Here is a 25,553-nt window from a genome sequence, read left to right as displayed (position 1 = left end):
CCGACGCTCTGGCCTGATGGCCAATCGCGATGAATTCGTACATGACCGTGCCCTGACACCGATCGATCTCCGCTAGAGTGGCCACACGTTCTCGCAACGAATAGCACGTTATTTCGGCATGCAAAGCATGAGACGGAGTGATGATGGAAATCCGCTGCGTAAACGAGCGCGGCCCGCTGGTGATAACAGCACCAACGAGCCGCTGACCACAACCAACTCAACCAAGGAGTTGACCATGGCTGGCGCGAATCATAACGCACCGACGTATTTCCGCGATTGTTTTGTCTCCCCGCAATCGTCTCTTCAATCTGGCCGCACCATGCCGCATATCAGGCTGACCGACATGGCGCCACCCGTCATGTATCTGTGGATGAAGCTGTCCGGCCGGTGGATCGAGGCCGCGGGCTTCGATCCCGAGCAGCGCCTGCGGATCGACGTGTCGCACAAGCGGCTGGTGATTACGCCGATCGATGACGCCGCCTGCGCGGCGGTCGAGAACGTGCGAATCCCGGATATCGATTGCGGAACAGGGCAGCAGCGGCAACTTTCGGTGATGACGGAGGAAGCGTAATGAACCACGACGCGTCTAACGAACATACCGACAACGTGCCGGACGATTTCGACTACTACGATGTCGGTGAACTAACGGCGAAGTCCGTGCTTGTACTGAAGCTCAACGCATTGATGGCGTCACGTGGCCTGACCGAGGAAGAGGCTGCGGCGCTCACCGAAATGGCACGGCCTGTGGTCACGCCCGAGCAGCGCGAGCGGCTCCGGAACGTGACGCTGGATCAACTGATGCTGACGCTGGCATCGTTCGGGCAGCATGTGGAAATCGTGGTGCGGCCGGCGGGGGAAGCGGGGCCGGCGGGGATCACCGCTACGGTCTGACGGCGGTCGTAGCCGGAAGAAGGAAGTATGTGGCAGCGGGAAACGCATCAGCGCTCGCATGTGGTCGCGTTAGGAGTAGGTGCTCCAAGTTGCATAGCATGACTGCGGCCGGACCCGGCGGCCGCAGCCGAAGCGGCTCCGGCGCCACACCTGATCAATTTAACGTGGCTGATTGTCACAGCTAATCAGACCAGGCTGATTCTCCGCGAGCTGTGCACGGAGGGCGGCGAATTTCGCCTCCAACTCATCATATGCAGCCTTGATGGTCGGATCCGCAAGCAGATGCGCAGTGTCGGCGGCGGTGTACTTCACCGGTACGTAGCAGTCCGCGTATGTCCTTGCGATGCGTGCTCTAGTCATCGTTGACTCCTCCTTCGATTGCCCGATGGCGATACCGTCCGGGCGGGCCGTGTGAGTGAAACTAGAACGATGACTGCAGCACATGCTCGACACAAAAGAAAAAAGCCGCTGTCGTAAGCAACGACAGCGGCTTACTCGGCGATTCACCCGACCCGCCATCTTCCTGATACACCCGCTTACTGTTGAATCGTCGCCTGCTGTGCCAGCTTGTCGACCACCGCTGCCAGCGCATGTTGTTGCGCCTGCGCTTCGAGCTGCTGACGCAGCACGTGTCGAACTCGACCACCACGTGAATCAACCCGACGGTTGCCGCACTCGCGACCATCCCGATCACGGTGCCTTTCACCAGAAAATCTGCTGCGCTCATCGTCAGTACTCCCTGTCTGATAGTTGCCGAACGATGTCGGCCGGAATACTGCGTATTAAAAAGATCGTCTGACGCGATCACTATCGGACAGGTCTTATTGGCGATCCGCAAACGTAAAAATAGGACTGGGACTACAAGCGGAGCGAGTCGCGACGCCAACGATCCATTCGCTTTCGTACAGCATCAGCAATTCGGACTCGTCCTATTTAGCAATCGGTCACGGCTGCATAAAGTTGAGGTCAAGACGACGCCATACCGATTTGCCCCCCCGAGCACAAGCCACCATGCGCGTCAGAACCGACCCATAACAGACCGCCGCCGCGATACGCGGGCTGACTTCCGGAACGACCCGACATGCAGATCACGACGACCCACGACACGCCCTCGTTCGACAACATCGCCGCGCAGGTACACGGCATCGACAACACGATGCTGGCCACGCTGGTCGATGCGTCGTCGCTCGATGTGGACGACGACGCAGTCGCCACCGCGACGCAAACGCTCATCGATCGCGGCGAAACCGATCGCGCCGCCCAGCTCGCCGCCGCACATTGGGAACTGCGGCCCGACTCGCCGGCGGCTGCATTCAACTGCGGCTACGCAATGCAAATGGCAGGGCGCCACGCGGATGCGATCGCGCCGTATCGCCGCACGCTCCAACTCGCGCCGTCGTGGCCGTCGCTCAAAAACAACCTCGCGCTGGCGATCCGACTGACGGGCGGCGACCCTGACGTGGAATTCGCGCTCATCGACGGCGCGCTCGACGACAACCCCAATGACGAGCGTGCATGGACCAACGCGATCGTCACGCGCATTGACCGCTTCGATCTCGATGGTGCATTGCGTGCGGCCATGCGGGCGGTTGCGCTCGCGCCGGACAATGCGCTGGCGCTGAACAACACGGCCATCGCGCTGAAAGAAGCGCAACGCTGGGACGAAGCCGAGCAATACGCGGCACGTGCTGTCGACCGTGCTCCGCATAACGCGGCGTATCGTCACAACCTGTCGCTGCTCCAGCTTGCGCGTGGTGACTTCGCCTCGGGGTGGCGGAATTACGAATCGCGCTGGGAGGGTTCGGGTGAGCTGCGCGGCAACTTGCCGGTTTTTCCCGCCCCGCGCTGGCGCGGTGAATCGCTGAAAGGCAAGACGCTGCTCGTGTGGGGCGAACAGGGCCTCGGCGACGCGCTGCAGTTCTGCCGCTATGTACCGCTGCTCGCGGAGCGCGTGCGCCGAGAAGGCGGGCGGATCGTGTGGAATGCCTTCCCGATTCTGGGTGCGCTGTTCGAGCGCAGTCTCGCGCAACATGTCGACGTGTTCGACACCAGCACGCAAATCGGGGATCTTCCCGCGTTCGATTTCGAGCTGCCTCTGATGAGCATTCCCCGCATGCTCGGCCTCGACGGTGACGCGATCGCCACGACGACGCCTTACCTGCACGCCGATGCCGGCGCGATCGACGCATGGCGCACGGCGCTCGCCGGCGAGAAGCGGCTGAAAGTCGGCCTCGCATGGACGGGCAGCCTCACGCACCAGCGCAACCGCTTCCGCCGTATCGGCCTCGAACGATTCTCGGATGCCTTCGGCCGCTTGCAGCAGGATGTCGCGTTCTACTCGCTGCAGCCCGGCGCACAGCACGACATAGAAGCCGCGCGGTCGGACGGCTTCGTCGTGAACGATTTCACGCGCGAATGGCGGACGCTCGACGACACCGCCGCATTCGTCGGCGCGCTCGATCTCGTGATTACCGTCTGCACGTCGATGTCGCACCTGAGCGGCGCACTCGGCCAGTTCACATGGGTGCTGCTCGATACGAATCCGCATTGGGTATGGCAGCACGACCGGCGCGACAGCCCGTTCTATCCGAGCGCGTCGCTGTACCGTCAAAAGACGTTCGCCGACTGGAACCCGGTGCTGGACGAAGCCGCCGCCGATCTTCGCGATCTCGTCGGCTGACCGGAAGGAGGCGCCCGTCGTGGACTACAACATCTGCATCGTCCGGCCGCCCGGCTACGTGCACTCGGGCGCATTCACCGAACTCGCCGAAGTGATCGCCTACGGGCTCGAAGATCTCGGTCACGTCGTGCATTTCAGCAAGAACGACATGAGGTCCGACGCGCGGAACCTCCTGATCGGCTGCCATCTCGCCGATCCGGCCGCGACCGAGTACGTGCCGGACGACACGATCGTCGTCAACACCGAGCAGATTCACGTCGACGAACAGCCGTGGCACACGAACATCTATCGCTGGACGTCGAAATACGAAACCTGGGACTACAGCGCGCGCAACATCGCGAAGCTGAAGACGCTCGGCATCGACCATGCGCGCTATCTGACGCTCGGTTTTCATCCGAAGCTGCGCCGCATTCCGAGCGACGTCGAGCAGGATATCGATCCCGACTATGTAACCGGACTCCGCGCGGCGCCCTATGACGCGCTGGTCGATACGTGCGTCGAGCTGGTGCACGATATTGCGCAGCGCCGCCGCCTCGAGGCCACCGCGCTGGACACGATCATGCGGCTACCGCAGGCGAAGACGCTCGCGCCGCTGCTGTCGTGGGAGCCAGTGGCGGTTTAACAGCGCGGTGGCAAGCCCTCACGCCGTCACGCCTGCTTCCTCCCTTTCAACACGAACGCCGCCGCCGTACACCCAATCATTGCGATTCCGGCGATCAGGAATGTATCGCTGTATGCCATCAACAGCGCCTCGCGCATCACGCGCTGGTTCACGAGCCCGAGCGCCAGCTCGTGCACGCCGGAGATCGACCCGCCGGGCAGCACGTCCGCGCGCGGCGCATGCACGCGTGCGAGCAGCCGCGCGAGCATTGCCATGCGTTCCTGGAACGCTTCGGAAAACGGCGTGACGGCCTCGCCGATGCGCATCGCGTGCAGCTTCTGCCGCTCGACGACGATCTGGCTCATCACCGCGATGCCGATCGCGCCGCCGACGTTGCGGACCATGTTGAACACGCCCGACGCGGAGCCGAGCTGTGCCTTCTCGATCCCGTCGACGGCCATCACGGCCAGCGCGATCACGACGAACGACTGCCCGATTCCGCGCACGATCAGCGACGGGACGATCACGTTCGATGCCGCATCGGCGTCGAGGTGGATGTTCATCAGGCAGCCGGCCGCGACCAGCACGAAGCCGAGCACGATTGTCGTGCGCGGGCTGGTGCGGCGCATCAGCGGCGGCGTCAGGAACGACATCGCGAACTGCACGAGCCCGTACGGAATCATCGCGAGGCCGATGTCGCGCGCGCTGTAGCCATGCAGCTCGGCAAAGTAGTTCGGCACGAGGAACACCACGCCGAACACCACCGCGCCGAACAGGAACTGCATCAGGCTCGCGATCCCGAAGTTGTACTGGCCGAGCAGGCGCAGGTTGATGAACGGCTCCTTGCGCCGCAGCTCGATCGCGACGAACGCGGCCAGCCCCGCCGCCGCGACGATCGACAGCTCGACGATCAGGTCCGATGCGAACCAGTCCTTGCGCCCGCCCTCCTCCAGCACGATCTGCAGCGCGCTCAAACCCACCGCCATCGTCGCGATGCCGAACCAGTCGGCCCGCCTGAGCATCCCGAGCTGAACGGGCACGGGCCGGATCGCCCAGCCGATCGCCGCGACCAGCGCGATCGCCGGCGGAATCTGCAGGTAGAAGATCCAGCGCCACGAATACATGTCGGTCAGCCAACCGCCGATCGACGGCCCGGCCGCCTGCGCAACGTTGTTCGCAATCGCGAACAGCGCCATCCCGAGCGGGTGCTTCGACGACGGCAATTCAGTGACGATCAGCTGGAACGACAGCGGAATCAGCACGCCGCCGAACGCGCCCTGCAGCGCACGCGCGACGATCATCGTCGAGATGCTCGGCGCGACCGAGCACGCGAGCGAAAATGCGAGGAAGCCGGTCGCGCCGACCAGCAGTACGCGCCGCGCAGAAAACACCTGCACGAGCCAGCCGGTGAGCGGAATCACGACGATCTCGGCGACCAGGTATGCGGTGGTGATCCACGAGCCTTCCTCGAAGCTCGCGCCGAGCGAGCCGCGGATGTCGGGCAGCGATGCGTTGGTCACGTGCACGTTCATCCCGGCCATGAAGCAGCCGAACACGCCGCCGAGCACGGCGACCCACGCGCGCAGCGAAACGGCGTCTTCGTGCGCAGCCTGTGCGGTCGCCGCGGTCACGAGCCGGCCCCCTGCGTGCCGCGCGTGTCGACGCGCGCGATCACCGACATGCCGGGCCGCAGCACGACGCCGGCCGGCGGCGCATCGACGCGGATCTTCACCGGGATGCGCTGTACGATCTTCGTGAAGTTGCCGGTCGCGTTGTCTGGCGGCAGCAGCGCGAACTGCGCGCCGGAGCCTGGTGCCAGGCCGATCACGCGGCCATGCAGCGTGCGGCCCGAATAGGTGTCGACGTCGATCTCGACGGGCTGGCCGTCGTGCATCGCGCCGAGCTGCGTTTCCTTGAAGTTCGCGACGACGTACACGTCGCTCAGCGGCACCACCGCGAGCAGCGGCATCCCGACTTCGACGTACTGGCCCGCGCGCACCGCGCGCTGGCCGACATTGCCGTCGCGCGTCGCACTGATCACCGTGTGGTCGAGATCGAGCTGCGCGAGCGCAAGCTTCGCCTGGACGGCCGCGAGCCGCGCACGTGCCTGCGCGATCGCGGCCGTGCTCTGTTTGCGGCGGCGCTGCAGCACGGTCTGCTGGTCGGTCTGCACCCGCACGGCCGCGCCGGCGCGGGCCAGCTCGGCGCGCGCCTTCAGCGCGTCCGCGTGGGCCTGCTCCCAGCGCTGTCCGCTCGCAGCCGATTCGGCGAGCAGTTGCCGGTAGCGCGTCGCATCGGCGTCGCGCCGCGCGGCCTCGGCACGTGCGGCGGCCGCGTCGGCGTCGGCCTGCGCGATCTGGCTGCGCTGCTGGCCGACCTGAGCGTCGAGCGTCGCGGCCGCTGCCTGCTCGGCCTGCAGCGTCGCATCGGCCGCCGCGACGGCAGCCTGCGCCTCGTCGACTTTCGCGCGATAGTCGCGATCGTCGAGCCGTACGAGCACGTCGCCGCGCTTCACCGGCTGGTTGTCGTCGACGGTGACCTGCGCGACGTATCCCGATACGCGCGAACTGACGGTCACGACGTCGGCGCGGACATACGCGTCGTCGGTGCCCTCGATGAAACGGCCGACGGTCCACCAGTGCGAGCCGAACGCGGCAAACGCGATGACGGCGAGCACGACGCCCGCGGCAATCAGTTGGCGCCGGGAGAACCGGGAGGTTTTGGCTTTTTCGGGTACGGCAGTCGTGCTCATGATCGGAATGAAGAGTGGGCTTGCAAGAGAACGGACAGGGGCGCAGCGAGCGCAGCCGGCTACGGTTGCCAGCCACCTCCGAGCGCCTTGAATACGGCGACCTGGTCGAGCGCGACCTGCTGTGTCGATTCGGCCAGCGCCGCATCGACCGCGACGAGGCTGCGCTGCGCGTCGAGCACGCTGAGGAAATCGAGTGCGCCGGCCTCGTAGTTCAGCTCGGCGAGGCGATAGGCGCGCGCATGCTCGCCACGTGCGGTTTCGAGCGCGGCGCGGCGGCGCCATGCGGCGCCGTACTGCGCGAGCGCCTGTTCGGTTTCCTTCAGCGCGCGCAACACCTGTGCATCGAATTGCACGCGGGCGAGTGTGTCGTCGGCGCGCGCCTGCGCGAGCCGTGCGCGGCTCGCCGCCAGGTTCGGAAACCGCCACGTAATCAGCGGCCCGACGCCCCATGCGATCGCGTACTTGTCGCCGAGCGTCGACGGATCGCCGCCGGTCGACAGCCAGTTCACCGAGCCGCCGAGCGAAATCGACGGATACAACTCGGCCGTCGCCACGCCGATCCGCGCATTCGCGGCGGCCAGCTGGCGTTCGCTCTCGCGCAGGTCGGGGCGGCGGCGCAGCAGCGACGCGCCGTCGCCGACCGGGAACGGCCGTGCGAGCACCGGTGCGGTGCGGCAATGAGCGGCTGCGTCGGGCAGCGCGCCGGGCGCACGACCGGTCAGCACCGCAAGTTCGTACAGCGCCGCGCGACGCGAGCCGACGAGCGCGGGCAGGTCGGCGCGCGTGTCGTCCGCGAATGCGCGCGAACGCACCACTTCGAGATCGGACACGAGCCCGTGCGCGCGCTGCTTCGCCGTCAGCGCGGCCAGCCGGTCCGCGATCCCGACCGACTGCTCGGCCACGTCGATCCGCTCGCCATACGCACAGACCTGCGCATACGCGGCCGTCGTCTCGGCGGCCACCACGACGCGCATCGCGTCGGACGCGGCCTGCACCGCGTCGGCGTCCGCGCGCGCGGCGTCGACCAGGCTGCGCACGCGACCCCACAGATCGACCTCCCACGACAGCGAGAACGACGGCGCGAAGCCCCAGCGCGTACGCGCGTCGGTGCCCTTGGCCGCCGCGACGATCTGATCGGGCGCGTGTTTGCCGTAGTCAACGCCGAACCCGGCCGTCGTGTCAGGCAGCCGTGCCGCGCCGGCCTCGTCGAACACCGCACGCGCACGCTCGACCCGAGCGACGGCTGCCGCGAGATCGCGGTTCCGGGCGAGCGCATCGCGCACGAGGCCATCGAGCACGAGATCGTCGTAGAGCCGCCACCAGCGCGCCGGCGGTTCACCGGCCGCCGTGACCGGCACGTCGGCCACCGCGTCGAACGGCCCGGTGCGCACCGCGTCAGGTGCGGGTGGACGGTACGGCTCGCCGACCGAACACGCGGCCAGCATCGCCGCGCTCAGCAGCGCGACGACGACGGATGAACGAAGGGAAGCCGGAGGCAATAACGAGGCGCGCATCGTGCAATGGCAATCGAACAAAAACGATGGGGCTATGGTAATTTCGACCCGGTCGGTCGATCTCGCGCGCAAAGCGCATTCGTCGTCGAGAAAAGGACACGTGAATCAATTCTTCAGCGCGCTCGAGCGCAAGGACAAGCACAAGCAGATCGCCGCCGTCGCGTCGGACGCGGCGGCCGGCATCGCCTATCCGCCGCATTCGCATCGGCACGGCCAGCTGATTCACGCGATTTCCGGCGTGATGCTCGTGCATGCGGACGCCGGCAGCTGGGTCGTGCCGACGGGCCGAGCGGTCTGGGTGCCGGGTGGCACGCAGCACGAGATTCGCATGGCCGGTGACGTACAGATGCGCACGGTGTTCGTTGCGCAGGAAGTGCGGCCGAGCCTGCCGCGTGAATGCCGCGTGATTGGAGTCGGCACGCTGCTGCGCGAACTGATCGTGACCGCCTGCGACCTACCGGCCGACTATGACCTCGCGCACCGCGCGGGCCGCGTGCTCGCACTGATCCTCGATGAAATCGAAATCGCGCCGCTGCTGTCGCTGCATGTGCCGATGCCTCGCCATCCGGCGCTCGCCGCGCTGTGTACGCAACTGATCAGCGCACCATCGACGGCCGTCACGCTGCAGTCGTGGGCGCGGAGCGCGCACATGAACGAGCGCACGCTCGCGCGCACCTTCAAACGGGAAACGGGGATGACGCACGGCGCGTGGTGCCGCCATGCCCGGCTGCTGCTGAGCCTGCCGCGCCTCGCGGCCGGCACGCCGATCCTCGAACTCGCGCTCGAACACGGCTACGACAGCCCGAGCGCATTCGCGGCGATGTTCCGCAAGGCACTCGGCGTCCCGCCGAGCGAATACTTCAGGCGGCGCTGAGCCGCACTGTCCGTTTTGCGACGATCGATTGCTGGCGGACGCGCGCGGCACGCCGGGTCATTCGCTACAGTCGCGGCATCGCCCGACACGCGCGCCACGCCGATGGATCTGATTCAAAGCATGCAGGTATTCGTCACGCTCGCCGACGCGGGGACCTTCACCGAGACCGGCAAGCGGCTCCACCTCACGACCGCGTACGTGAGCCGCACGATCGCGTCGCTCGAGACGCACCTCGGCATCCGGCTGCTGAACCGCACGACGCGCTCGATGTGCCTGACCGAGGCCGGCGAACGCTACCTCGCACGGGCACGCGACATCATGCTCGCCGTCGCCGCGAGCGAACGTGAGGCCCGCGGCGCGCAACGGCATCCGCACGGCCGGCTGCGCGCGCACTGCAGCGCGAGTATCGCGAACCGCTTCGTGATGCCGCTCATCGCGCGCTTTCAGGCGTGCTATCCGGACGTCTGCGTCGACCTGACGCTCGCACCGCAAGTGCCGGACCTGATCCGCGGCAGTTACGACGTCGCGGTGATCGCGATGCCGAGCCTGCCGAGTTCCGATCAGGTCGCGATCGACGTCGGCAGGATCCGCAGCGTGCTGTGCGCATCGCCCGCGTATGTCGCACGCCACGGAACGCCGGACTCGCCGCGCGCCCTCGCACGGCATCGCTGCGTGCAACTGGTCGCGCCCGCCTACCCGGCGCGTGAATGGACGCTGACGAACGGCTCGGCTTCGGAAACGATCGCGTTCGAACCGGCCATGACGGCCGACATCGCGGCATCGCTGGCGATCGCGGTAGCGGAAGGGGCAGGTATCGGCCTGCTGCCGGATTTCGTGGTGGACGACGCGCTGCGTTCGGGTGCGCTTCTGCGCGTGCTGCCCGACTATCGCGCAGACGACGTGAGAGTGTTTCTGGTGTATCCGTCGCGCCAGCTCGTCGATGCGAAAACGCGCGCGTGGGTAGACTTCATGAAGAAAGCGCTGCACGACGCACTTGCCGGGTCGTGCAGCAGCAACGAAACTGCCAGCGAAGCAGCCGCACCGGAGCCCCCCGGCGCGGCCATCACCGCGCCCCTTATGCGACAGCCTTCACCGCACGCTCGACGTCAAAGAACGTCGCCTGCGCCGCTTCGTCGGCGCGCGCATACGCGCGATTGACACCGCCGATCACCGCGCGGATCGACGCGGTCGTCAGGTTCGCATCGATGCCGACGCCGAACGCGCTGCCGCGCACGCCGGAACCGGCCAGCTCGGCAATTGCGATCGCCTTCGCATCGGCGCCCTGCGACAACGCACGTTCCTCGTAGTGCTGGATCCGCAGCGGCGTGCGCAGCGCATGCATCAACGCATCGAGCGGGCCGTTGCCTTCGCCGCGCAGCACGCGGCGCTCGCCGTGTACGTCGGCGGTCAGCACGATCGACTCGCGGCCGTCGCGCTCGGTCAACTCATGGCCGACGTAACGCAGCGGCGCATCGCCTTCGACGTATTCCTGCTGGAACAGCGTCCAGATCTGCGCGCTCGTCACCTCGTGGCCGCTGTCGTCGGTCAGGCGCTGCACGGCCGCGCTGAAATCGACCTGCAAACGGCGCGGCAACGCGACGCCATAGCCCTGTTCGAGCAGGTACGCGATACCGCCCTTGCCCGACTGGCTGTTCACGCGAATGATCGAATCGTACGTGCGACCGAGATCGCTCGGATCGATCGGCAGATACGGCATTTCCCACACGGCGTCGGGACGCTGCACCGCGAAGCCCTTCTTGATTGCGTCCTGGTGCGAGCCGGAGAACGCGGTGAACACGAGGTCGCCGACATACGGATGGCGCGGGTGGATCGGCAACTGCGTGCATTCCTCGGACGTGCGCGCAACTTCGTTGATCTGCGAGAAATCGAGGCCCGGATCGACGCCCTGCGTGTACAGGTTCAGCGCGAGCGTGACGAGATCGACGTTGCCGGTGCGTTCGCCGTTGCCGAACAGGCAGCCTTCGATGCGATCGGCGCCGGCCATCACCGCGAGCTCGGCCGCCGCGACCGCGGTGCCGCGGTCGTTGTGCGGATGCACGGACAGGATCAGCGCGTCACGGCGCGCGAGGTTGCGGTGCATCCACTCGATCTGGTCCGCGTAGAAGTTCGGCGTGCCGACTTCGACGGTCGCCGGCAGGTTCACGATCGCCTTGTGCGCGGGCGTCGGCTGCCACACGTCGAACACGGCGTCGCAGACTTCCTTCGCGAAGTCGAGCTCGGTCGCCGTGAAGGTTTCGGGGCTGTATTGCAGCGTGAAGTGCGTGTCGGTCGCCGCGTCGGCGAAGCGCTTGATCGTGCGCGCCGCGTTCACCGCGAGCTGCTTCACGCCGTCGCGCTCGAGGCCGAACACGATCTTGCGGAATTCCGGCGCCGTTGCGTTGTACAGGTGCACGATCGCGCGCTTCGCGCCGCGCAGCGACTCGAACGTGCGCTCGATCAGGTCGTCGCGCGCCTGCGTGAGCACCTCGATCGTCACGTCGTCGGGAATGTGGCCACCTTCGATCAGCTCGCGCACGAAGTTGAAATCGGTCTCGGACGCCGACGGAAACGCGACCTCGATCTCCTTGAAGCCGATCGCGACCAGCGTCTTGAACATCCGCATCTTGCGCGCGGCGTCCATCGGCTCGAACAGCGCCTGGTTGCCGTCGCGCAGGTCGGTGCTCATCCAGATCGGCGCCTGCGTGATCGTGCGCGACGGCCACGTGCGGTTCGGCAGGTTGACGGGCGTAAACGGTCGGTACTTCGTCGCGGGGTTCTTCAGCATCATGGTGTTCGGTCCTCGGTCGGTTGGTCGGGAAACCGCGTCGCGGCGGCCTTCAGCGGGAGAGGCCGGCTGCGCGCGCAGCGGTGACAGCGATGAAACGGCACAACGGCAAAGCGGTACGGCGAACGACAGCCTTGGCGGTTGGGCGACCGGGACGGAGCGGAGCGATACGGAAAAAAGACGAACTCAGGCGCCGGTCGATAACCGGGGCCAGGTCGGTGATACGGGGGAAATCTGGCGCTTCAGGAAAGAAGCAGATGGAAAGCGCGCAGCCGCAGACCCAGCCCGGAGAAACGGGCTAGTAGTCGTAGCGAGAAGAGGGGCTGGGCGGCTTGCATGGGCGGAATCAAATCACAGGGTGGCCGGGGCTGTCAACCTGGCGCACGGATATCGCGCGGCTTTTTGTGCGCAGAATCAGTCCTGTCCGATAGGCGGCGGCCTGCCCCGTCGATATGCTTCTCAGGTGCGGCGCCGGTGCGGTCCTATTCATGTTCGGAGTGAGTCGGTCCATCCACTTCATCGGTCGCCGCACCCCCTCCTCCTGTAATCGGGCTTCGGTGTGGGCGTTCGACGGTGGCCAGTGGGCGCGGCCACGACCGAGATGCTGATGTTGAAACGACAACGCTGCCATATGCGAACGCCGAGCGTCTGCTCCGAAGTCCGATTGCCTCCCCGCCTCTCTCCTTTCCGGTACGGTCACGCATCGTTCAAGAAAGCGATACGTGCATCGATATAATTTCCCAAATACGTCGAAACTTGGTTCATTAACTTCATTTCACTAAATCGATTAATCTTGATTTTCGATTTACTGAACAATAACCATTCCCGCTCGAATATTTTTTTATTTATTTTTCGCCATGCTTTGTATGTCGTGTTTCAAACAGCAAACGTTTGCGCGACAAGGCTCACGCCTTATCCAACATACCTCAGGAGGCAAGCATGGCCGATTCTCAAACGTCTTCCAACCGTGCCGGCGAGTTTTCGATTCCGCCGAATACCAATTTCCGCGCGATTTTCTTCGCGAATGCCGCCGAGCAGCAGCACATCAAGCTGTTTATCGGCGACAGCGCCGAACCGGCCGCGTATCACAAGCTGACGACGCGCGACGGCACGCGTGAAGCCACGCTCAATTCCGGCAACGGCAAGCTCCGCTTCGAAGTGTCGGTCAACGGCAAGCCGTCGGCCACCGACGCGCGCCTCGCGCCGATCAACGGCAAGAAGTCGGACGGCTCGCCGTACACGGTCAACTTCGGGATCGTCGTGTCGGAAGACGGCCACGACAGCGACTACAACGACGGCATCGTCGTGCTCCAGTGGCCGATCGGCTGACCTGACGCGCGACATCTATATCGACGACAACCCGAAACGAGCCGCGTGCGCGTGATCGTGACGGCGAACGGCAAGCCGTCGCGGCTCGGCTCGCGGCAGGTCGACATCTTCAAGAAGTCGTACTTCGGGATCGTCGGGTCGGAAGACGGCGCCGATGACGACTACAACGACGGCATCGTGTTCCTGAACTGGCCGCTCGATTAAGCGGCGGCCAGTCACGCAGCATCGCAATGGCGACGGGGCCAACCACACATTGCGAATCGTTCGAGAAGTCCCACGCTTTGCTCCGCGCGCGGCACGGTGACGCCCGTTCACAGGCCGCGCACGCGAGACCTTCCATCCAGACGAGGACGACATGTCACAACCGTTTACCCATGACGATCTGTATGCGTTGCTGCAACTCGCAGGCAACGACGCCACCGCCGTACAAGCCAACGGCGACCAGGCCGTGCTCGACCGCATGCGCCAGTTCATGACCGCGCAGCTGGTCGAGAAACTGCCGCAGTACGACGTGTTCGTCGATATCGCGACGATCCCGTACAGCTTCGACGTCGGCACCTGGCAGAACAAGGTGAAAGCCGATGCGGCCGGACAAGTCGTCGCCTGCACGGTGACGTGGGCCGGCGCGCCGGGCGTATTGCCCGGTGCCGCGGCGAAGTTCGGCGTCGGCGCGGTGGTCAATTACTTCTCGAAAGCCCCGCTGCCGCCCGCGCAGCCGGACCCCACGACGACCGGCGGCGGCGAACGCGACGGCATCTTCAACCTGCCGCCGAACATCGCGTTCGGCGTGACCGCGCTGGTCAACTCGTCGGCGCAGCAGACGATCGAGGTGTTCGTCGACGACAACGCGAAGCCGGCCGCGACGTTCCAGGGCGCCGGCACGCAGGACGCGAACCTGAACACGCAGATCGTGAACTCGGGCAAGGGGAAGGTGCGCGTGGTCGTGACGGCGAACGGCAAGCCGTCGAAGATCGGCTCGCGTCAGGTCGACATCTTCAAGAAGACCTACTTCGGGCTCGTCGGGTCGGAAGATGGCGGCGACGGCGATTACAACGACGGCATCGCGATCTTGAACTGGCCGCTGGGTTAAACCGCAGCAACCTGTCGATCATCGCCACGCCGACCGGCGTGGCGATGTGCTTTTGTGCAGCCGCCAGATCATGGCTGCCGCGCAAGAACGATCAAATGCTCCGTCCGCCGATACCATATAGTCCACCCGACACACTCATTGGCACGCCATGAACCCGGTTGGACAAGCACTCTGGTTTATCGAAACCAAACTGGACAAAGACCTGACGCTCGACACGATTGCCGCGAACTGCGACATGTCGCGCTTCGGCTTCTCGCGCCTGTTCTCGATGAATACCGGCTGGCCGGTGATGCGCTACGTCCGGTCGCGGCGGCTCACGCGTGCGGCGCATGCGCTGGCGCAAGGCGCGCCGGACATCCTGCACGTGGCGCTCGATGCCGGCTATGGCTCCCATGAGGCGTTTACGCGCGCCTTCCGCGATCTCTTCGGCATGACGCCCGAGGACGTGCGGGCTCGGCGCACTCTCGACGGGTTGTCCCTTGTGGAGCCGCTTCGCATGAAAGAGTTGAAGATCGTCGACGTGACGCCGTCACGTTTCGAAACCGCCGGAACGCGGCTGATCGCGGGCATGAGCGACCGCTATACGTTCGAAACCAACGAAGGGATCCCGGCGCTGTGGCAAGCGTTCATCCCATACCTCGGTACCCTTCCCGGCCAGGTCGGCGACGTGACGTACGGCGTGTGCTGCAACCCCGACGCGGACGGCAGCTTCGAATACATCGCGGGCGTGGAAGTCACGAGCCGCGACCGGCTGCCCGCGCCGTTTCGCTGGGTCGAGCTGACGCCGCAGCGATACGCGGTATTCGAACATGTCGGGCATATCTCCACGCTGCACCAGACCTTCTACAGCATCTGGAACGGCTGGCTGCCGACGTCGGGATTCAAGGCGGTGGACGCGCCCGAGTTCGAGCGCTACAGCGGCGACTATGATCCGGTGACGGGCGCCGGCGTGCTGGAGATCTGGTTGCCGGTCGAGCAGGCTGCGTGAACGACGTGTGCGGATCGGCCGCGATAACTCGCGCCGCGGCCGATCGATCGACGCGCCGTTACCCTTTGACTCACCACGCCCACCACACGCCCGCATTGCCGGTGATCGCTCGCTGGTGTCCGCCACCGAGGTTCATCGGCAGTCCGGCCTCGACCGCCCCCGTGAACGCGGGCACCCGGCCGACGATCAGCCTGCATGCGATGCGACAACCTCCGACATCGCAACCGGCTGCTTCCACGTCGCCGACGCGAGCTGCGTGCGCGCGTCCCGCGCCATGCGATTGAACGCCACACGCTGCGCGCCCTTCAGCTTCGCCGCTCCGGCTGCGTGCACCAGTGCGATCGGATCGACAAGGCGCGCATGCCGGCGCACCTCGAAGTGCAGATGCAGGCCGGTGGCCGTCCCCGTACTGCCGACCGCCCCGACTCGTTGACCGCGCGTGACGCGCGCGCCGGTCCGCAACGTCGGCTCGAACGCCGACAAATGCGCGTAGTACGACGCATAGCCGCCGTCGTGGCGAATCACCACGTACTTGCCGTAGCCGTTCAGCTCGGTGCCGATGAACGTCACGACGCCGCGCTCCGACGCATGCACCGCACGGCCAGCCGGCGCCGCGAGATCGACGCCCGAATGCACGTGGCGCGCGCCGCTCACCGGATGCACGCGCGTGCCGAACGGCGAGCTGATCCGCGTCGCGGCGACCGGCATCGCAAACCGGGTGCCGGCGAGCGGCATGCCGTCGAGGTCGTAGTAGGCGCCCGGCGCGCCCGCTTGCGGCGCAAACCACACGGCCGTCACATGCTGCCCGCGAAAACGGATGTCGAGCGCCGTCACGCGCACGCGGCCCGGCCGCATCGCGCCGTAATCCGGCTCGAATGCGACGCGGAAGGTATCGCCGACCACACCGCGCTGCTTCGGATCGATGCGCCCGGCCAGCATGCGGACGATCTGCGCGGCAACACCGGCCGGCAGTTCGGCGCGCACCAGCGACGTATGCAGGCTGCCGGCGATCGGGCCGGCGCGCGTGCCGCGATCCGGCTCGGCCAGCGTGAACGGGTCGGCCGATGCCAGATCGACGGCGCCGCGCTCGAACGCCGGTTGCGTGCCCATCGCGGGCAACGCCGACGCCAGCCCGTAATCGAACCGCGATGCATAGCCGCGTTCGACCGCACTGCGCGCCGCATCGCACAGCACGCGATATGCAACGCATGCGCCGAAGCGGGCGACCGGATCATCGCGACCACCATCCGTCGACATGCTCGCACCATGTGATGCATACGCGACATCGAGCGGCGCTGCCGTCGACGCGCGCAAGCCACCCCACGTCGTCCGCGCGGAACTGAAAAAAGGCACGTCGACAAGGTCTGCCGTTTCCGCCGCCACGGGCGCGAACGGCGCGGCATCGTGAGACGCCTGCGCGATCGCACCCTGCGCGCCGGCCGTACAGGCCGCCGCGATGGCACCGAGCAGCAACGCGCGGCGAAACGGAAAACAGCGAACGCCGCGCCGAACGGGTTGACCTTGTTCGCGTGCGAGACGGAAACGCAGGTCTAACCGCATGACGTCGTCACTCGCTATCTATCAATGAAAAAACCGGGAAAGGGCCGGCATCGCGGAGGAGCCTGCATCGCGATCCGGCAACATGAAGGCGAGTGTATCGGCACGCTCAAAATGGCTGAATAGGACCAATCCTATTTTCTCGAATTAGCACTTAGTACCAGTACTAAATCAACGCAGCATTCGCGTGAACCACCGCGCCGCGTGTACAGTCGAACGCTGCCGGCAGCGCGACGCTGCATCATCTTTCAACCCGGAATCCCGTCATGTTTCTCGATCAACTGCACCCGGAACGCTGGACGTTCCTGTGGAACGCGCTGTCCACCCTTTCCCTCAGGCTGTGCGCCGCCCTGGCGCTGCTCGTCGCCGGCTGGTGGCTGTCGAAGCGCATCGGCAACTGGTTGAACCGGCTGCTTGCGAACAAGGAGCGCGTCGACGACACGCTGCGGCCCATCCTCTGCGACGTCGCCGTGTGGGGCATCCGCATCGTCGCGATCGTCGGCGCGCTGTCGCAGCTCGGTATCGAAACCGCGAGCCTCATCGCGGTGCTCGGCGCGGCCGGCCTCGCGATCGGGCTCGCGCTGCAGGGCACGATGCAGAACATCGCGGCCGGCATCATGCTTCTGCTGCTGCGGCCGTTCAAGGTCGGCGATTACATCGACGGCGGCTCGGGCGTCGCAGGCACCGTCGACGAGGTCGGGCTCTTCATGACGCGGCTCACGAAGCCGGACGGCATCTGCGAATACGTGCCGAACAGCGCGCTGTGGGGCAGCTCGCTCCGCAACTACACGCGCAACCCGACGCGCCGCCTCGATCTCGAAGTGGACGTGTCGGTGCATGACGACATCGATCGCGCGCTCGACGCGCTGCGGGCGCTGGCCGTGGCCGATCCCGACGTATTGCAGGATCCCGCGCCGGACGTGATGGTGATGCGCTTCGACGACAGCACGGCCGTCGCGAACATGCGCGTGTGGACGCATACCGACAAGTTCTGGGCGATGCGCTGGCGCCTAGCGCGCCAGGTACGCAAGACGCTTGCCGACGCGAATTGCGCGCTGCCGATCCGCACGCGCGAGCTGCATATCGTGCACGACGCGGAGCGCCGCGCGAACGATGCGCGCATGCGGATTTCGTAAGGCAGCACGGCCTGGCCGCGACGTTACATCCTGACGATATCGAGCAGCGCCTTCTTGCCGCTCCTGTACGTGAACACCGAGATCGCGCCGTGCTTCAGGTCGCCGTGCGGCGTGAAGCTCGTTTCGCCGATCACGCCGCGATAGTCGGTGGCCGGTATCGCGGCCAGCACCTTCGCCGGGTCGGTCGAATTCGCGCGCTTCATCGCATCGACGATGATGTACACCGCGTCGTACGAGAACGGCGCATACACCTGCATCGGCTGGTGATAGCGCGCTTCGTAGCGCTTCACGAACGCCGCGCCGCCCGGCATCTTCTCGAGCGCGATGCCGGCCTCTGAGCACACGACGTTGTCCGACGCCGGCCCCGCGAGCTTCGGCAGGTCGGTCGAGCACACGCCGTCGCCGGCGAGGACCTTCGCGCGCATGCCGAGCTGGCGCGCCTGCTTCGCGAGCGGGCCGCCCGTTGCGTCCATGCCGCCGTACATGATCGCGTCCGGGTTCTCGCCCTTGATCTTCGTGAGGATCGCGCGGAAGTCGATCGCCTTGTCGTTGGTCGCGTCGCGCGACACGACCTTCATCCCGGCCGATTTCGCGGCTTTCTCGAACTCGGTCGCGAGGCCTTGCCCGTATGCGGTCGAATCGTCGACCACGGCGACCGTCTTGATGCCCATGTTCTTCGCCGCATACATCGCGAGCGCCGGCCCCTGCTGCGCATCGGTCGCGACGACGCGATACGTCGTCCTGAAGCCCTGCTGCGTGTACGTCGGGTTGGTCGCGGCCTGCGAGATCTGCACGACGCCGCCGTCGCGATACACACGCGACGCCGGAATCGACGTACCCGAGTTGTGATGGCCGACGACGCCGACGACCTTGTCGTCGACGAGCCGCTGCGCGACCTGGGTCGCGGTGCGCGGATCGCCCGCGTCGTCCTGCGCGTCGAGCTGCAGCGTGACCTTCTTGCCGCCGATCGTCAGCCCCTTCGCGTTGATCTCCTCGACCGCGAGCCGCGCGCCGTTCTCGCTGTCCTTGCCGAGGTGCGCGATCGCGCCGGTCAGCGGCGCGACGTGCCCGATGCGCACGATGTCGTCCGCGTGTGCGGGCCCTGCGGACAGCGCGCACGTCAGTGCGGCCGCGGCGGCGAGTGCTGTCTTGTGATGTCGATTCATGGTTGTCTCCATCCTTGTCGCGCTTCGTTCGTGTTCAGATCCGTCGTTCGTCGAAACTCATGCCGCGCGCTCACGCACGCCCTTCGAATCCCAGCAATACGTTCACCGCATTGATGCCGATCTCGTCGACCATGTAGCCGCCTTCCATCACGAACAGCGTCGGCAGGTTCAGACGCGCCAGCGCCTCGCCGATCCGCAGGTAGTCGGGCGAGCGCAACTTGAAATGGCTGATCGGGTCGTGCTCGAACGTGTCGACCCCGAGCGACACGACGAGCAGGTCGGGCGCGTGCTTCGCGATCGCGGCCGTGGCCTGGCCGAGCGCGCCCGAATACGTGTCCCACTGCGTGCCCTTCGGCAGCGGCAGGTTCAGGTTGAAGCCTTCGCCAGCACCCGCGCCGCGTTCGCCCGCGTAGCCGGAGAAGTACGGATACGACACTGCCGGCTCGCCGTGCAGCGACGCGAACAGCACGTCGGAACGCGCGTAGAAGATGTCCTGCGTGCCGTTGCCGTGATGGAAATCGACGTCGAGCACCGCGACGCGTTCTGCACCGCCGGCAATGCCGTGCTGCGCCGCGATCGCCGCGTTGTTCAGGTAGCAGTAGCCGCCCATGTACTCACGGCCTGCGTGATGGCCGGGCGGGCGGCACAGCGCGAACGCCGCGCGCGCGCCGCCGCCCGACAGCAAGTCGGCGCCGGTGAGCGCCGAGTTCGCGCTCGCGCTCACCGCATCCCACGTGCCCGCGTTGATCGGCGCGCCGGCGTCCATCGCGAAGAAGCCGAGCTTGCCGTCGATGAAGTCGGGCAGCGTCGCCGAGGCCGGCATCGCGCGCACCGGCCACACGAGCGGCAGCGCCTGGCAGGTGCGGCCGCTCGCCGTCCATTCGTCCCACGCGCCCGCGAGGAAATCGACGTAGCGCGCGCTGTGCGCGCCCGCATAACTCGCGCGGTCGAACGCACGCGGCGCGATCACGTCGCCGAGGCCGGCCGCGCGGACTTGCGCGAGCACCGTTTCGGCGCGAAGGGGGTTTTCGAACGACTCGGTGATCGCGCCGTCCTTCAGTTCGACGCCGCGATGCAGGTGGTGATCGCTGCTGTAGACCGTGAGCATGGTTGACCGTTGCCGTGATGACGAGAGGAAAGGGGTGGCAACAGTCTATTGACGCCGGCCGGCATTAGCTTTGCTTTTCGCTTCTTCGTTTCGTACAATTTTGAGAAATCTGTCTACGGGACGCCGGATATGAGCAAAAATCGCGCTTCAGTTGAACTCGACGGCGTCGACCGCGCGATGCTCCGCCTGCTGCAGGAAGACGGCGCGCTGTCGAACGCGACGCTCGGCGAGAAGCTGTCGCTGAGCGTCACGCCGTGCTGGCGCCGCCGCAAGCGGCTCGAGGACGAGCACGTGATCACCGGCTACCAGGCTAACCTCGACCGCCGCTCGCTCGGCATGAACGTGTTCGCGTTCGTGCAGGTGACGTTCAACATGCACTCGGATCAGGATTCGGATCACTTCGAGGACGTGATGCGGCGTCACGACGAAGTCACGTCGTGCCACAAGATCACCGGTGCGGCCGACTACATCCTGCAGGTCGTCGCAGCCGATCTCGACGCGTATGCGGAATTCGTCGAGCGCGTGCTCCGAAAGCAGGCCGGCGTGTCGTCGATCCAGTCGAGCCTCGCGTTGCGCGAGGTGAAGTTCTCGTCGCGCGTGCCGGTGCCGGACGCGTGAATGTTCAGGCGCCCGCATGCGGGCATCCGCCGTCGATCGTCATCCCATGGAGCGCTACCCGATGAAACGTTACGTCCCCTCCGCGTCGCTGGCCGCCGCGATCGCCTGCGCATTCGCATTGAGCGCGTGTGCGGCGCAATCCTCCGCGCCGGCCAATGCGTCGGCACCGGCCGATACGTCCGCGCAAGCAGCCCCGCCGATGGTCGGCGGCGATCGCGACGCACACGGCTGCATCGGCTCGGCCGGTTACGCGTGGTGCGAGCGCACGCAGCAATGCGAGCGTCCGTGGGAACTCGCGAAGGCGCGCGGCTTCGCGAATTCGGCGCAGGGCTACGAGCAGTTCTGCCGGAACGGCGCAGCGAAATGAAGTGATGTGACCTGATTTGATGTGCACGGGTCGCGGTGCAACGCCGCGATTCGATGCAGTACCGGTGTGGCGCGCGGCGTGCCCGACACCCGCATTTCGCCACTCCGACCCCGCCGATTTTTCGGCGTCGCACACCGTCATTCCGGAAACCCGGACACACGAAAAACCCCACAAAAACAGGGATATTCGTCGTCTGCGACACGTTGTCCGAGTTCGGTTATATTACGCGCCCCTTGCCACCCCGCCCCCGCACAAACGCGTCGCGCGCGGCCCCTTTCCATGCAGCCCGAAGCGCTTTCCGCCGAGGCTTGCCACAAGGGCCCGGGCGCGTTGCGCACCCTCGCGACGCAGGCGCTTGCCTGCCCGCGGAAGCCGATCCGAAGGTGTCCTTCCGAACGGCTTCGCGTGCGCAAATGCAACGGCGCGCAGCGCCGATCCGGAATTCCGGATTCGCGGTCCGGATCTCCGGACCCCTATGCCGGCGCAACGGAACCGCACGCCGGGCGGCATGGCAAACCGATGCATTCAAGTTGAAAATGGGATCTGCTGTGATCAAAACGTTACGGGTAATACTGTCGGCGCTCGCACTGTGCGTCGCGACATCGTCCGCGCACGCCGCCGATACGAAGAAGGTCGACGTCCTGCTGGTGGGCGGCGGCATCATGAGCTCGACGCTCGGCGTCTGGCTGCACGAGCTTCAACCTGACTGGTCGATGACGATGGTCGAGCGCCTCGACGGCGTCGCGCTGGAAAGCTCGAACGGCTGGAACAACGCCGGCACCGGCCACTCGGCGCTCGCCGAACTGAACTACACGCCGGAGAAGGCCGACGGCAAGGTCGACATCTCGAAAGCGATCGAGATCAACGAGTCGTTCCAGATCTCGCGCCAATTCTGGGCGTGGCAGGTCAGGCAGGGCGTGCTGAAGAACCCGCACTCGTTCATCAACTCGACGCCGCACATGAGCTTCGTATGGGGCGACGACAACGTCCGCTTCCTGAAGAAGCGCTACGAAGCGCTGCAGGCGAGCCCGCTGTTCCGCGGGATGCAGTATTCGGAAGACTACGACCAGATCAAGCAGTGGGTGCCGCTGATGATGGAAGGCCGCGACCGCAACCAGAAGGTCGCGGCGACGTGGACGCCGATCGGCACCGACGTGAACTTCGGCGAGATCACGCGCCAGTTCGTCGGCTACCTGAAGACGCAGCCGAACTTCACGCTGTCGCTGTCGAGCGAAGTGCGCGAGATCACGCGCAACGCCGACGGCACGTGGCACGTGTCGTGGGTCAAGCTGCACTCGGACGAACCGCCGCAATCGGTCGACGCGAAGTTCGTGTTCATCGGCGCGGGCGGCGGTGCGCTGCACCTGCTGCAGGCGTCGGGCATCCCCGAAGCGAAGGACTACGGCGCATTCCCGGTCGGCGGCTCGTTCCTCGTGACCGACAACCCCGAGGTCGTGAAGCAGCATCTCGCGAAGGCCTACGGCAAGGCGTCGGTCGGCTCGCCGCCGATGTCGGTGCCGCACCTCGACACGCGGATCATCGACGGCAAGAAGATCATCCTGTTCGGGCCGTTCGCGACGTTCTCGACCAAGTTCCTGAAGAACGGTTCGTACTTCGACCTCGCGAAGAGCACCAACCTGCACAACGTCGCGCCGATGATGCGCGTGGGCGTCGACGAATTCCCGTTGGTCCAGTACCTCGCCGGCCAGCTGATGTTGTCCGACGACGACCGCTTCAACGCGCTGAAGGAATACTTCCCGAACGCGAAGAAGGAAGACTGGCGCCTGTGGCAAGCCGGCCAGCGCGTGCAGATCATCAAGCGCGACCCGGTCAAGGGCGGCGTGCTGAAGCTCGGCACCGAGATCGTCGCGTCGCAGGACGGCAGCATCGCGGGCCTGCTCGGCGCGTCGCCGGGCGCATCGACGGCCGCGCCGATCATGCTGAACCTGATGAAGAAGGTGTTCAAGGACAAGGTCGCGACGCCCGAGTGGCAGCAGAAGCTCCGCCAGATCGTGCCGAGCTACGGCACGAAGCTGAACGACAGCCCGGCAAAGGTCGTCGAGGAATGGACCTACACGAGCGACGTGCTGCAACTGTCGCCGCCGCCGAAGATCGACCTCGGCATGCCGTCGCAGCCGGCCGGCAACGCGCCGGCCCGCCCGGCGAAGGCGTCGGCCGACATAGCGCTGTAACGCGTCCGGCCCCGTTTTGCCGCACCATACGGCCGCCCTCCGGGGCGGCCGTTTTTCTTGGCGGGCACGGGCGGATATCCCGTGCCGGGCGCCCGCTTCCGCTAGAATTGCGGCACGCGCGACCCTGTCGCCGCCCGATCCATCATCCGCATCGACGCAACCCAGGCGACGCCGGTGCGGCCCGCGCCCGAGCCGCGCGAGCGCCGCCCGCCGTTGCCGCGCCCGCCCGGGCGCGCCATCAACCGAATTCAGCTGGAGAAAGACCGTGTTTACCTGCCGAAACCAGAGCTGCGGCACGCAGTGGGAGCAGTCCGACGTCGTCATCAAGGACGAAGGCCAGGGGCTGCTGTTCCGCTGCCCGCTGTGCGGCGCGCGCAACTACCTCGAACGCTTCGAAGACGACGAAGGCACGGTCGTCTACGAGCAGATGGAAGGCCGCCCCTACCTCGGAGACCTGTCTTGACGCAACCGACCGCCACGCCGTTCAGCGCGCTGCCGCTGACGCCCGCCACGCTCGCGAACCTCGCGCAGCTCGGCTATGTCGACATGACGCCGATCCAGGCCGCGAGCCTGCCGGTCGCGCTGGCCGGCCAGGACCTGATCGCGCAGGCGAAGACGGGCAGCGGCAAGACCGCCGCGTTCTCGCTCGCGCTGCTCTCGCGCCTCGACACGCGCCGCTTCGACGTGCAGGCGATGATCCTGTGCCCGACGCGCGAGCTCGCCGACCAGGTCGCGCAGGAAGTGCGCCGCCTCGCGCGCGCCGAAGAGAACGTGAAGGTGCTGACGCTGTGCGGCGGCACGCCGATGCGCCCGCAGGCGCAGAGCCTCGAGCACGGCGCGCACATCGTCGTCGGCACGCCGGGCCGCATCATGGATCACCTTGACCGCGGCAACCTGAAGCTCGATGCGCTGAGCACGCTGGTGCTCGACGAAGCCGACCGGATGCTCGACATGGGCTTCTTCGACGACATCGCAAAGGTCGCGCGGATGTGCCCGACGACGCGCCAGACGCTGCTGTTCTCCGCGACCTATCCGGACGGCATCGCGAAGCTGAGCCAGCAGTTCCTGCGCAATCCGAAGGAAATCAAGCTCGTGGAGCGCCACGACGACAGCAAGATCCGCCAGCGCTTCTATGAAGTGACCGAGAACGAGCGGCTGCACGCAGTCGGCCAGTTGCTGAACCACTACCGGCCGGTGAGCACGATTGCGTTCTGCAACACGAAGCAGCAGTGCCGCGACCTGCTCGACGTGCTGCATGCGCAGGGCTTCCACGCGCTCGCGCTCCACGGCGAGCTCGACCAGCGCGAGCGCGACCAGGTGCTGATCCAGTTTGCGAACCGCAGCTGCTCGGTGCTGGTGGCGACCGACGTCGCCGCGCGCGGGCTCGACATCGCGCAGCTCGAAGCGGTGATCAACGTCGACGTGACGCCCGACCCCGAAGTGCACGTGCACCGCATCGGCCGTACGGGCCGCGCGGACCAGGACGGCTGGGCGCTGAGCCTCGCGAGCATGGACGAGATGGGCCGCGTAGGCGCCATCGAACAGGCGCAGAAGCGCGAAGTCGAATGGCATCCGCTCGCTGAACTGAAGCCGGCGGACGACAGCGTGCTGCTGCCGCCGATGGAAACGCTGCAGATCCTCGGCGGGCGCAAGGACAAGATCCGCCCGGGCGACGTGCTCGGCGCGCTGACCGGCGACGCCGGGTTCGACGGCAAGCAGATCGGCAAGATCAACGTGACCGAGTTCTCGACCTATGTCGCGATCGAGCGCGGCGTCGCCCACGACGCGCTGCGCAAGCTCAACGCCGGGAAGATCAAGGGCAAGCGCGTCAAGGTCCGATTGATGGACGAGGAGTAAGCGGGTCGCGGCGCGGGCGGTCGCAGCACCGCCGCGCGCCGCCCCGTG

General features: G+C 66.2%; 23 protein-coding genes and 1 pseudogene. 16 read left to right on the top strand and 8 right to left on the bottom strand.

The window, feature by feature from the left end; all coding sequences use genetic code 11:
* The first annotated feature begins 235 nt into the window (after positions 1-235).
* Together DIE03_RS23190 and DIE03_RS23185 are read left to right on the top strand one after the other, a co-directional pair.
* The gene (locus DIE03_RS23190; RefSeq protein WP_124454411.1) at positions 236-571 is read left to right on the top strand and encodes a SymE family type I addiction module toxin; all 336 of its coding nucleotides are present in this window, start codon (positions 236-238) and stop codon (positions 569-571) included.
* On the top strand, positions 571-891 hold the full coding sequence (locus DIE03_RS23185; RefSeq protein ID WP_124454409.1) for a helix-turn-helix domain-containing protein: 321 nt from the start codon (positions 571-573) through the stop codon (positions 889-891). The genes DIE03_RS23190 and DIE03_RS23185 overlap by 1 nt, the downstream gene beginning before the upstream one ends.
* Before the next feature lie 421 nt (positions 892-1,312).
* On the opposite strand, the gene DIE03_RS38385 is transcribed toward DIE03_RS23185, so the two are convergent.
* A complete protein-coding gene (locus DIE03_RS38385) occupies positions 1,313-1,618 on the bottom strand; it encodes a hypothetical protein (protein WP_185658208.1) in 306 nt (101 codons plus the stop codon).
* A 354-nt stretch (positions 1,619-1,972) separates the two neighbouring features.
* On the opposite strand from DIE03_RS38385, the gene DIE03_RS23175 reads away from it, so the two are divergent.
* Positions 1,973-3,571: a tetratricopeptide repeat protein gene (locus tag DIE03_RS23175; RefSeq protein WP_124454407.1), complete on the top strand. Its 1,599-nt coding sequence runs from the start codon at positions 1,973-1,975 to the stop codon at positions 3,569-3,571.
* Positions 3,572-3,590: 19 nt separating this feature from the next.
* On the top strand, positions 3,591-4,193 hold the full coding sequence (locus DIE03_RS23170) for a hypothetical protein (protein ID WP_124454405.1): 603 nt from the start codon (positions 3,591-3,593) through the stop codon (positions 4,191-4,193).
* 26 nt (positions 4,194-4,219) lie between these two features.
* On the opposite strand, the gene DIE03_RS23165 is transcribed toward DIE03_RS23170, so the two are convergent.
* From DIE03_RS23165 to DIE03_RS23155, 3 genes are read right to left on the bottom strand one after another with little or no spacing between them, the layout of a single operon-like run.
* On the bottom strand, positions 4,220-5,803 hold the full coding sequence (locus DIE03_RS23165) for a DHA2 family efflux MFS transporter permease subunit (RefSeq protein ID WP_124454403.1): 1,584 nt from the start codon (positions 5,801-5,803) through the stop codon (positions 4,220-4,222).
* Positions 5,800-6,924 carry an HlyD family secretion protein gene (locus tag DIE03_RS23160; protein ID WP_124454401.1) on the bottom strand — a complete coding sequence of 375 codons (1,125 nt, stop codon included), beginning with the start codon at positions 6,922-6,924 and terminating at the stop codon, positions 5,800-5,802. The genes DIE03_RS23165 and DIE03_RS23160 overlap by 4 nt, the downstream gene beginning before the upstream one ends.
* A 59-nt stretch (positions 6,925-6,983) precedes the next feature.
* The gene (locus DIE03_RS23155) at positions 6,984-8,438 is read right to left on the bottom strand and encodes an efflux transporter outer membrane subunit (RefSeq protein ID WP_124454399.1); all 1,455 of its coding nucleotides are present in this window, start codon (positions 8,436-8,438) and stop codon (positions 6,984-6,986) included.
* 100 nt (positions 8,439-8,538) lie between these two features.
* On the opposite strand from DIE03_RS23155, the gene DIE03_RS23150 reads away from it, so the two are divergent.
* Positions 8,539-9,312, top strand: a complete 774-nt coding sequence (locus tag DIE03_RS23150; RefSeq protein ID WP_124454397.1) for a helix-turn-helix domain-containing protein — start codon at positions 8,539-8,541, stop codon at positions 9,310-9,312.
* A gap of 102 nt (positions 9,313-9,414) precedes the next feature.
* Positions 9,415-10,470 carry a LysR family transcriptional regulator gene (locus tag DIE03_RS23145; RefSeq protein ID WP_124454395.1) on the top strand — a complete coding sequence of 352 codons (1,056 nt, stop codon included), beginning with the start codon at positions 9,415-9,417 and terminating at the stop codon, positions 10,468-10,470.
* Here DIE03_RS23145 and leuA read toward each other — a convergent pair.
* On the bottom strand, positions 10,388-12,097 hold the full coding sequence (gene leuA / locus DIE03_RS23140; protein WP_185658206.1) for a 2-isopropylmalate synthase: 1,710 nt from the start codon (positions 12,095-12,097) through the stop codon (positions 10,388-10,390). The genes DIE03_RS23145 and leuA overlap by 83 nt on opposite strands.
* Positions 12,098-13,036: 939 nt before the next feature.
* Here leuA and DIE03_RS23135 point away from each other — a divergent pair.
* From DIE03_RS23135 to DIE03_RS23120, 4 genes and pseudogenes are all read left to right on the top strand, one after another.
* The gene (locus DIE03_RS23135) at positions 13,037-13,426 is read left to right on the top strand and encodes a fucose-binding lectin II (RefSeq protein ID WP_124454391.1); all 390 of its coding nucleotides are present in this window, start codon (positions 13,037-13,039) and stop codon (positions 13,424-13,426) included.
* Positions 13,427-13,468: 42 nt separating this feature from the next.
* Positions 13,469-13,630, top strand: a pseudogene (locus tag DIE03_RS23130) (fucose-binding lectin II); the annotation flags it as partial.
* Positions 13,631-13,781: 151 nt separating this feature from the next.
* Positions 13,782-14,516 (top strand): fucose-binding lectin II, encoded by a 735-nt coding sequence (locus DIE03_RS23125; RefSeq protein WP_124454389.1) that lies wholly within the window; start codon positions 13,782-13,784, stop codon positions 14,514-14,516.
* 148 nt (positions 14,517-14,664) lie between these two features.
* Positions 14,665-15,504 carry an AraC family transcriptional regulator gene (locus tag DIE03_RS23120; protein WP_124454387.1) on the top strand — a complete coding sequence of 280 codons (840 nt, stop codon included), beginning with the start codon at positions 14,665-14,667 and terminating at the stop codon, positions 15,502-15,504.
* 186 nt (positions 15,505-15,690) lie between these two features.
* Here DIE03_RS23120 and DIE03_RS23115 read toward each other — a convergent pair whose 3' ends face one another.
* Positions 15,691-17,064 carry a M23 family metallopeptidase gene (locus DIE03_RS23115; protein WP_124454385.1) on the bottom strand — a complete coding sequence of 458 codons (1,374 nt, stop codon included), beginning with the start codon at positions 17,062-17,064 and terminating at the stop codon, positions 15,691-15,693.
* 263 nt (positions 17,065-17,327) lie between these two features.
* Here DIE03_RS23115 and DIE03_RS23110 point away from each other — a divergent pair, with 263 nt between their 5' ends.
* Entirely contained in the window at positions 17,328-18,197 is an 870-nt protein-coding gene (locus tag DIE03_RS23110; RefSeq protein WP_124454383.1) for a mechanosensitive ion channel family protein, read from the top strand.
* Between the two features lie 23 nt (positions 18,198-18,220).
* On the opposite strand, the gene DIE03_RS23105 is transcribed toward DIE03_RS23110, so the two are convergent.
* Both DIE03_RS23105 and DIE03_RS23100 read right to left on the bottom strand, forming a co-directional pair.
* Complete coding sequence (locus DIE03_RS23105) at positions 18,221-19,363, bottom strand: branched-chain amino acid ABC transporter substrate-binding protein (RefSeq protein ID WP_124454381.1); 1,143 nt, start codon at positions 19,361-19,363, stop codon at positions 18,221-18,223.
* Positions 19,364-19,433: 70 nt separating this feature from the next.
* Positions 19,434-20,471, bottom strand: coding sequence for a histone deacetylase family protein (locus DIE03_RS23100; RefSeq protein WP_124454379.1), 1,038 nt, complete (start codon positions 20,469-20,471; stop codon positions 19,434-19,436).
* A gap of 129 nt (positions 20,472-20,600) precedes the next feature.
* Here DIE03_RS23100 and DIE03_RS23095 point away from each other — a divergent pair, with 129 nt between their 5' ends.
* The 5 genes from DIE03_RS23095 (at position 20,601) to dbpA (ending at position 25,505) form a co-directional block, all read left to right on the top strand.
* Positions 20,601-21,089, top strand: a complete 489-nt coding sequence (locus DIE03_RS23095; RefSeq protein ID WP_124454377.1) for an Lrp/AsnC family transcriptional regulator — start codon at positions 20,601-20,603, stop codon at positions 21,087-21,089.
* A gap of 61 nt (positions 21,090-21,150) precedes the next feature.
* Complete coding sequence (locus tag DIE03_RS23090; protein WP_124454375.1) at positions 21,151-21,456, top strand: hypothetical protein; 306 nt, start codon at positions 21,151-21,153, stop codon at positions 21,454-21,456.
* Positions 21,457-21,992: 536 nt separating this feature from the next.
* Positions 21,993-23,648: a malate dehydrogenase (quinone) gene (gene mqo / locus DIE03_RS23085; protein WP_185658203.1), complete on the top strand. Its 1,656-nt coding sequence runs from the start codon at positions 21,993-21,995 to the stop codon at positions 23,646-23,648.
* A gap of 265 nt (positions 23,649-23,913) precedes the next feature.
* A complete protein-coding gene (locus DIE03_RS23080; protein ID WP_124454371.1) occupies positions 23,914-24,111 on the top strand; it encodes a hypothetical protein in 198 nt (65 codons plus the stop codon).
* The gene (gene dbpA, locus DIE03_RS23075) at positions 24,108-25,505 is read left to right on the top strand and encodes an ATP-dependent RNA helicase DbpA (protein WP_124454370.1); all 1,398 of its coding nucleotides are present in this window, start codon (positions 24,108-24,110) and stop codon (positions 25,503-25,505) included. Before DIE03_RS23080 ends, dbpA begins: the two co-directional genes overlap by 4 nt.
* The last annotated feature ends 48 nt before the right edge of the window (positions 25,506-25,553 follow it).

Origin of the sequence: Burkholderia sp. Bp8992 (assembly GCF_003853705.1) — a bacterium.
In the GTDB taxonomy this organism is placed as follows: domain Bacteria; phylum Pseudomonadota; class Gammaproteobacteria; order Burkholderiales; family Burkholderiaceae; genus Burkholderia.
This window is presented reverse-complemented; position numbering and strand designations above follow the sequence as displayed.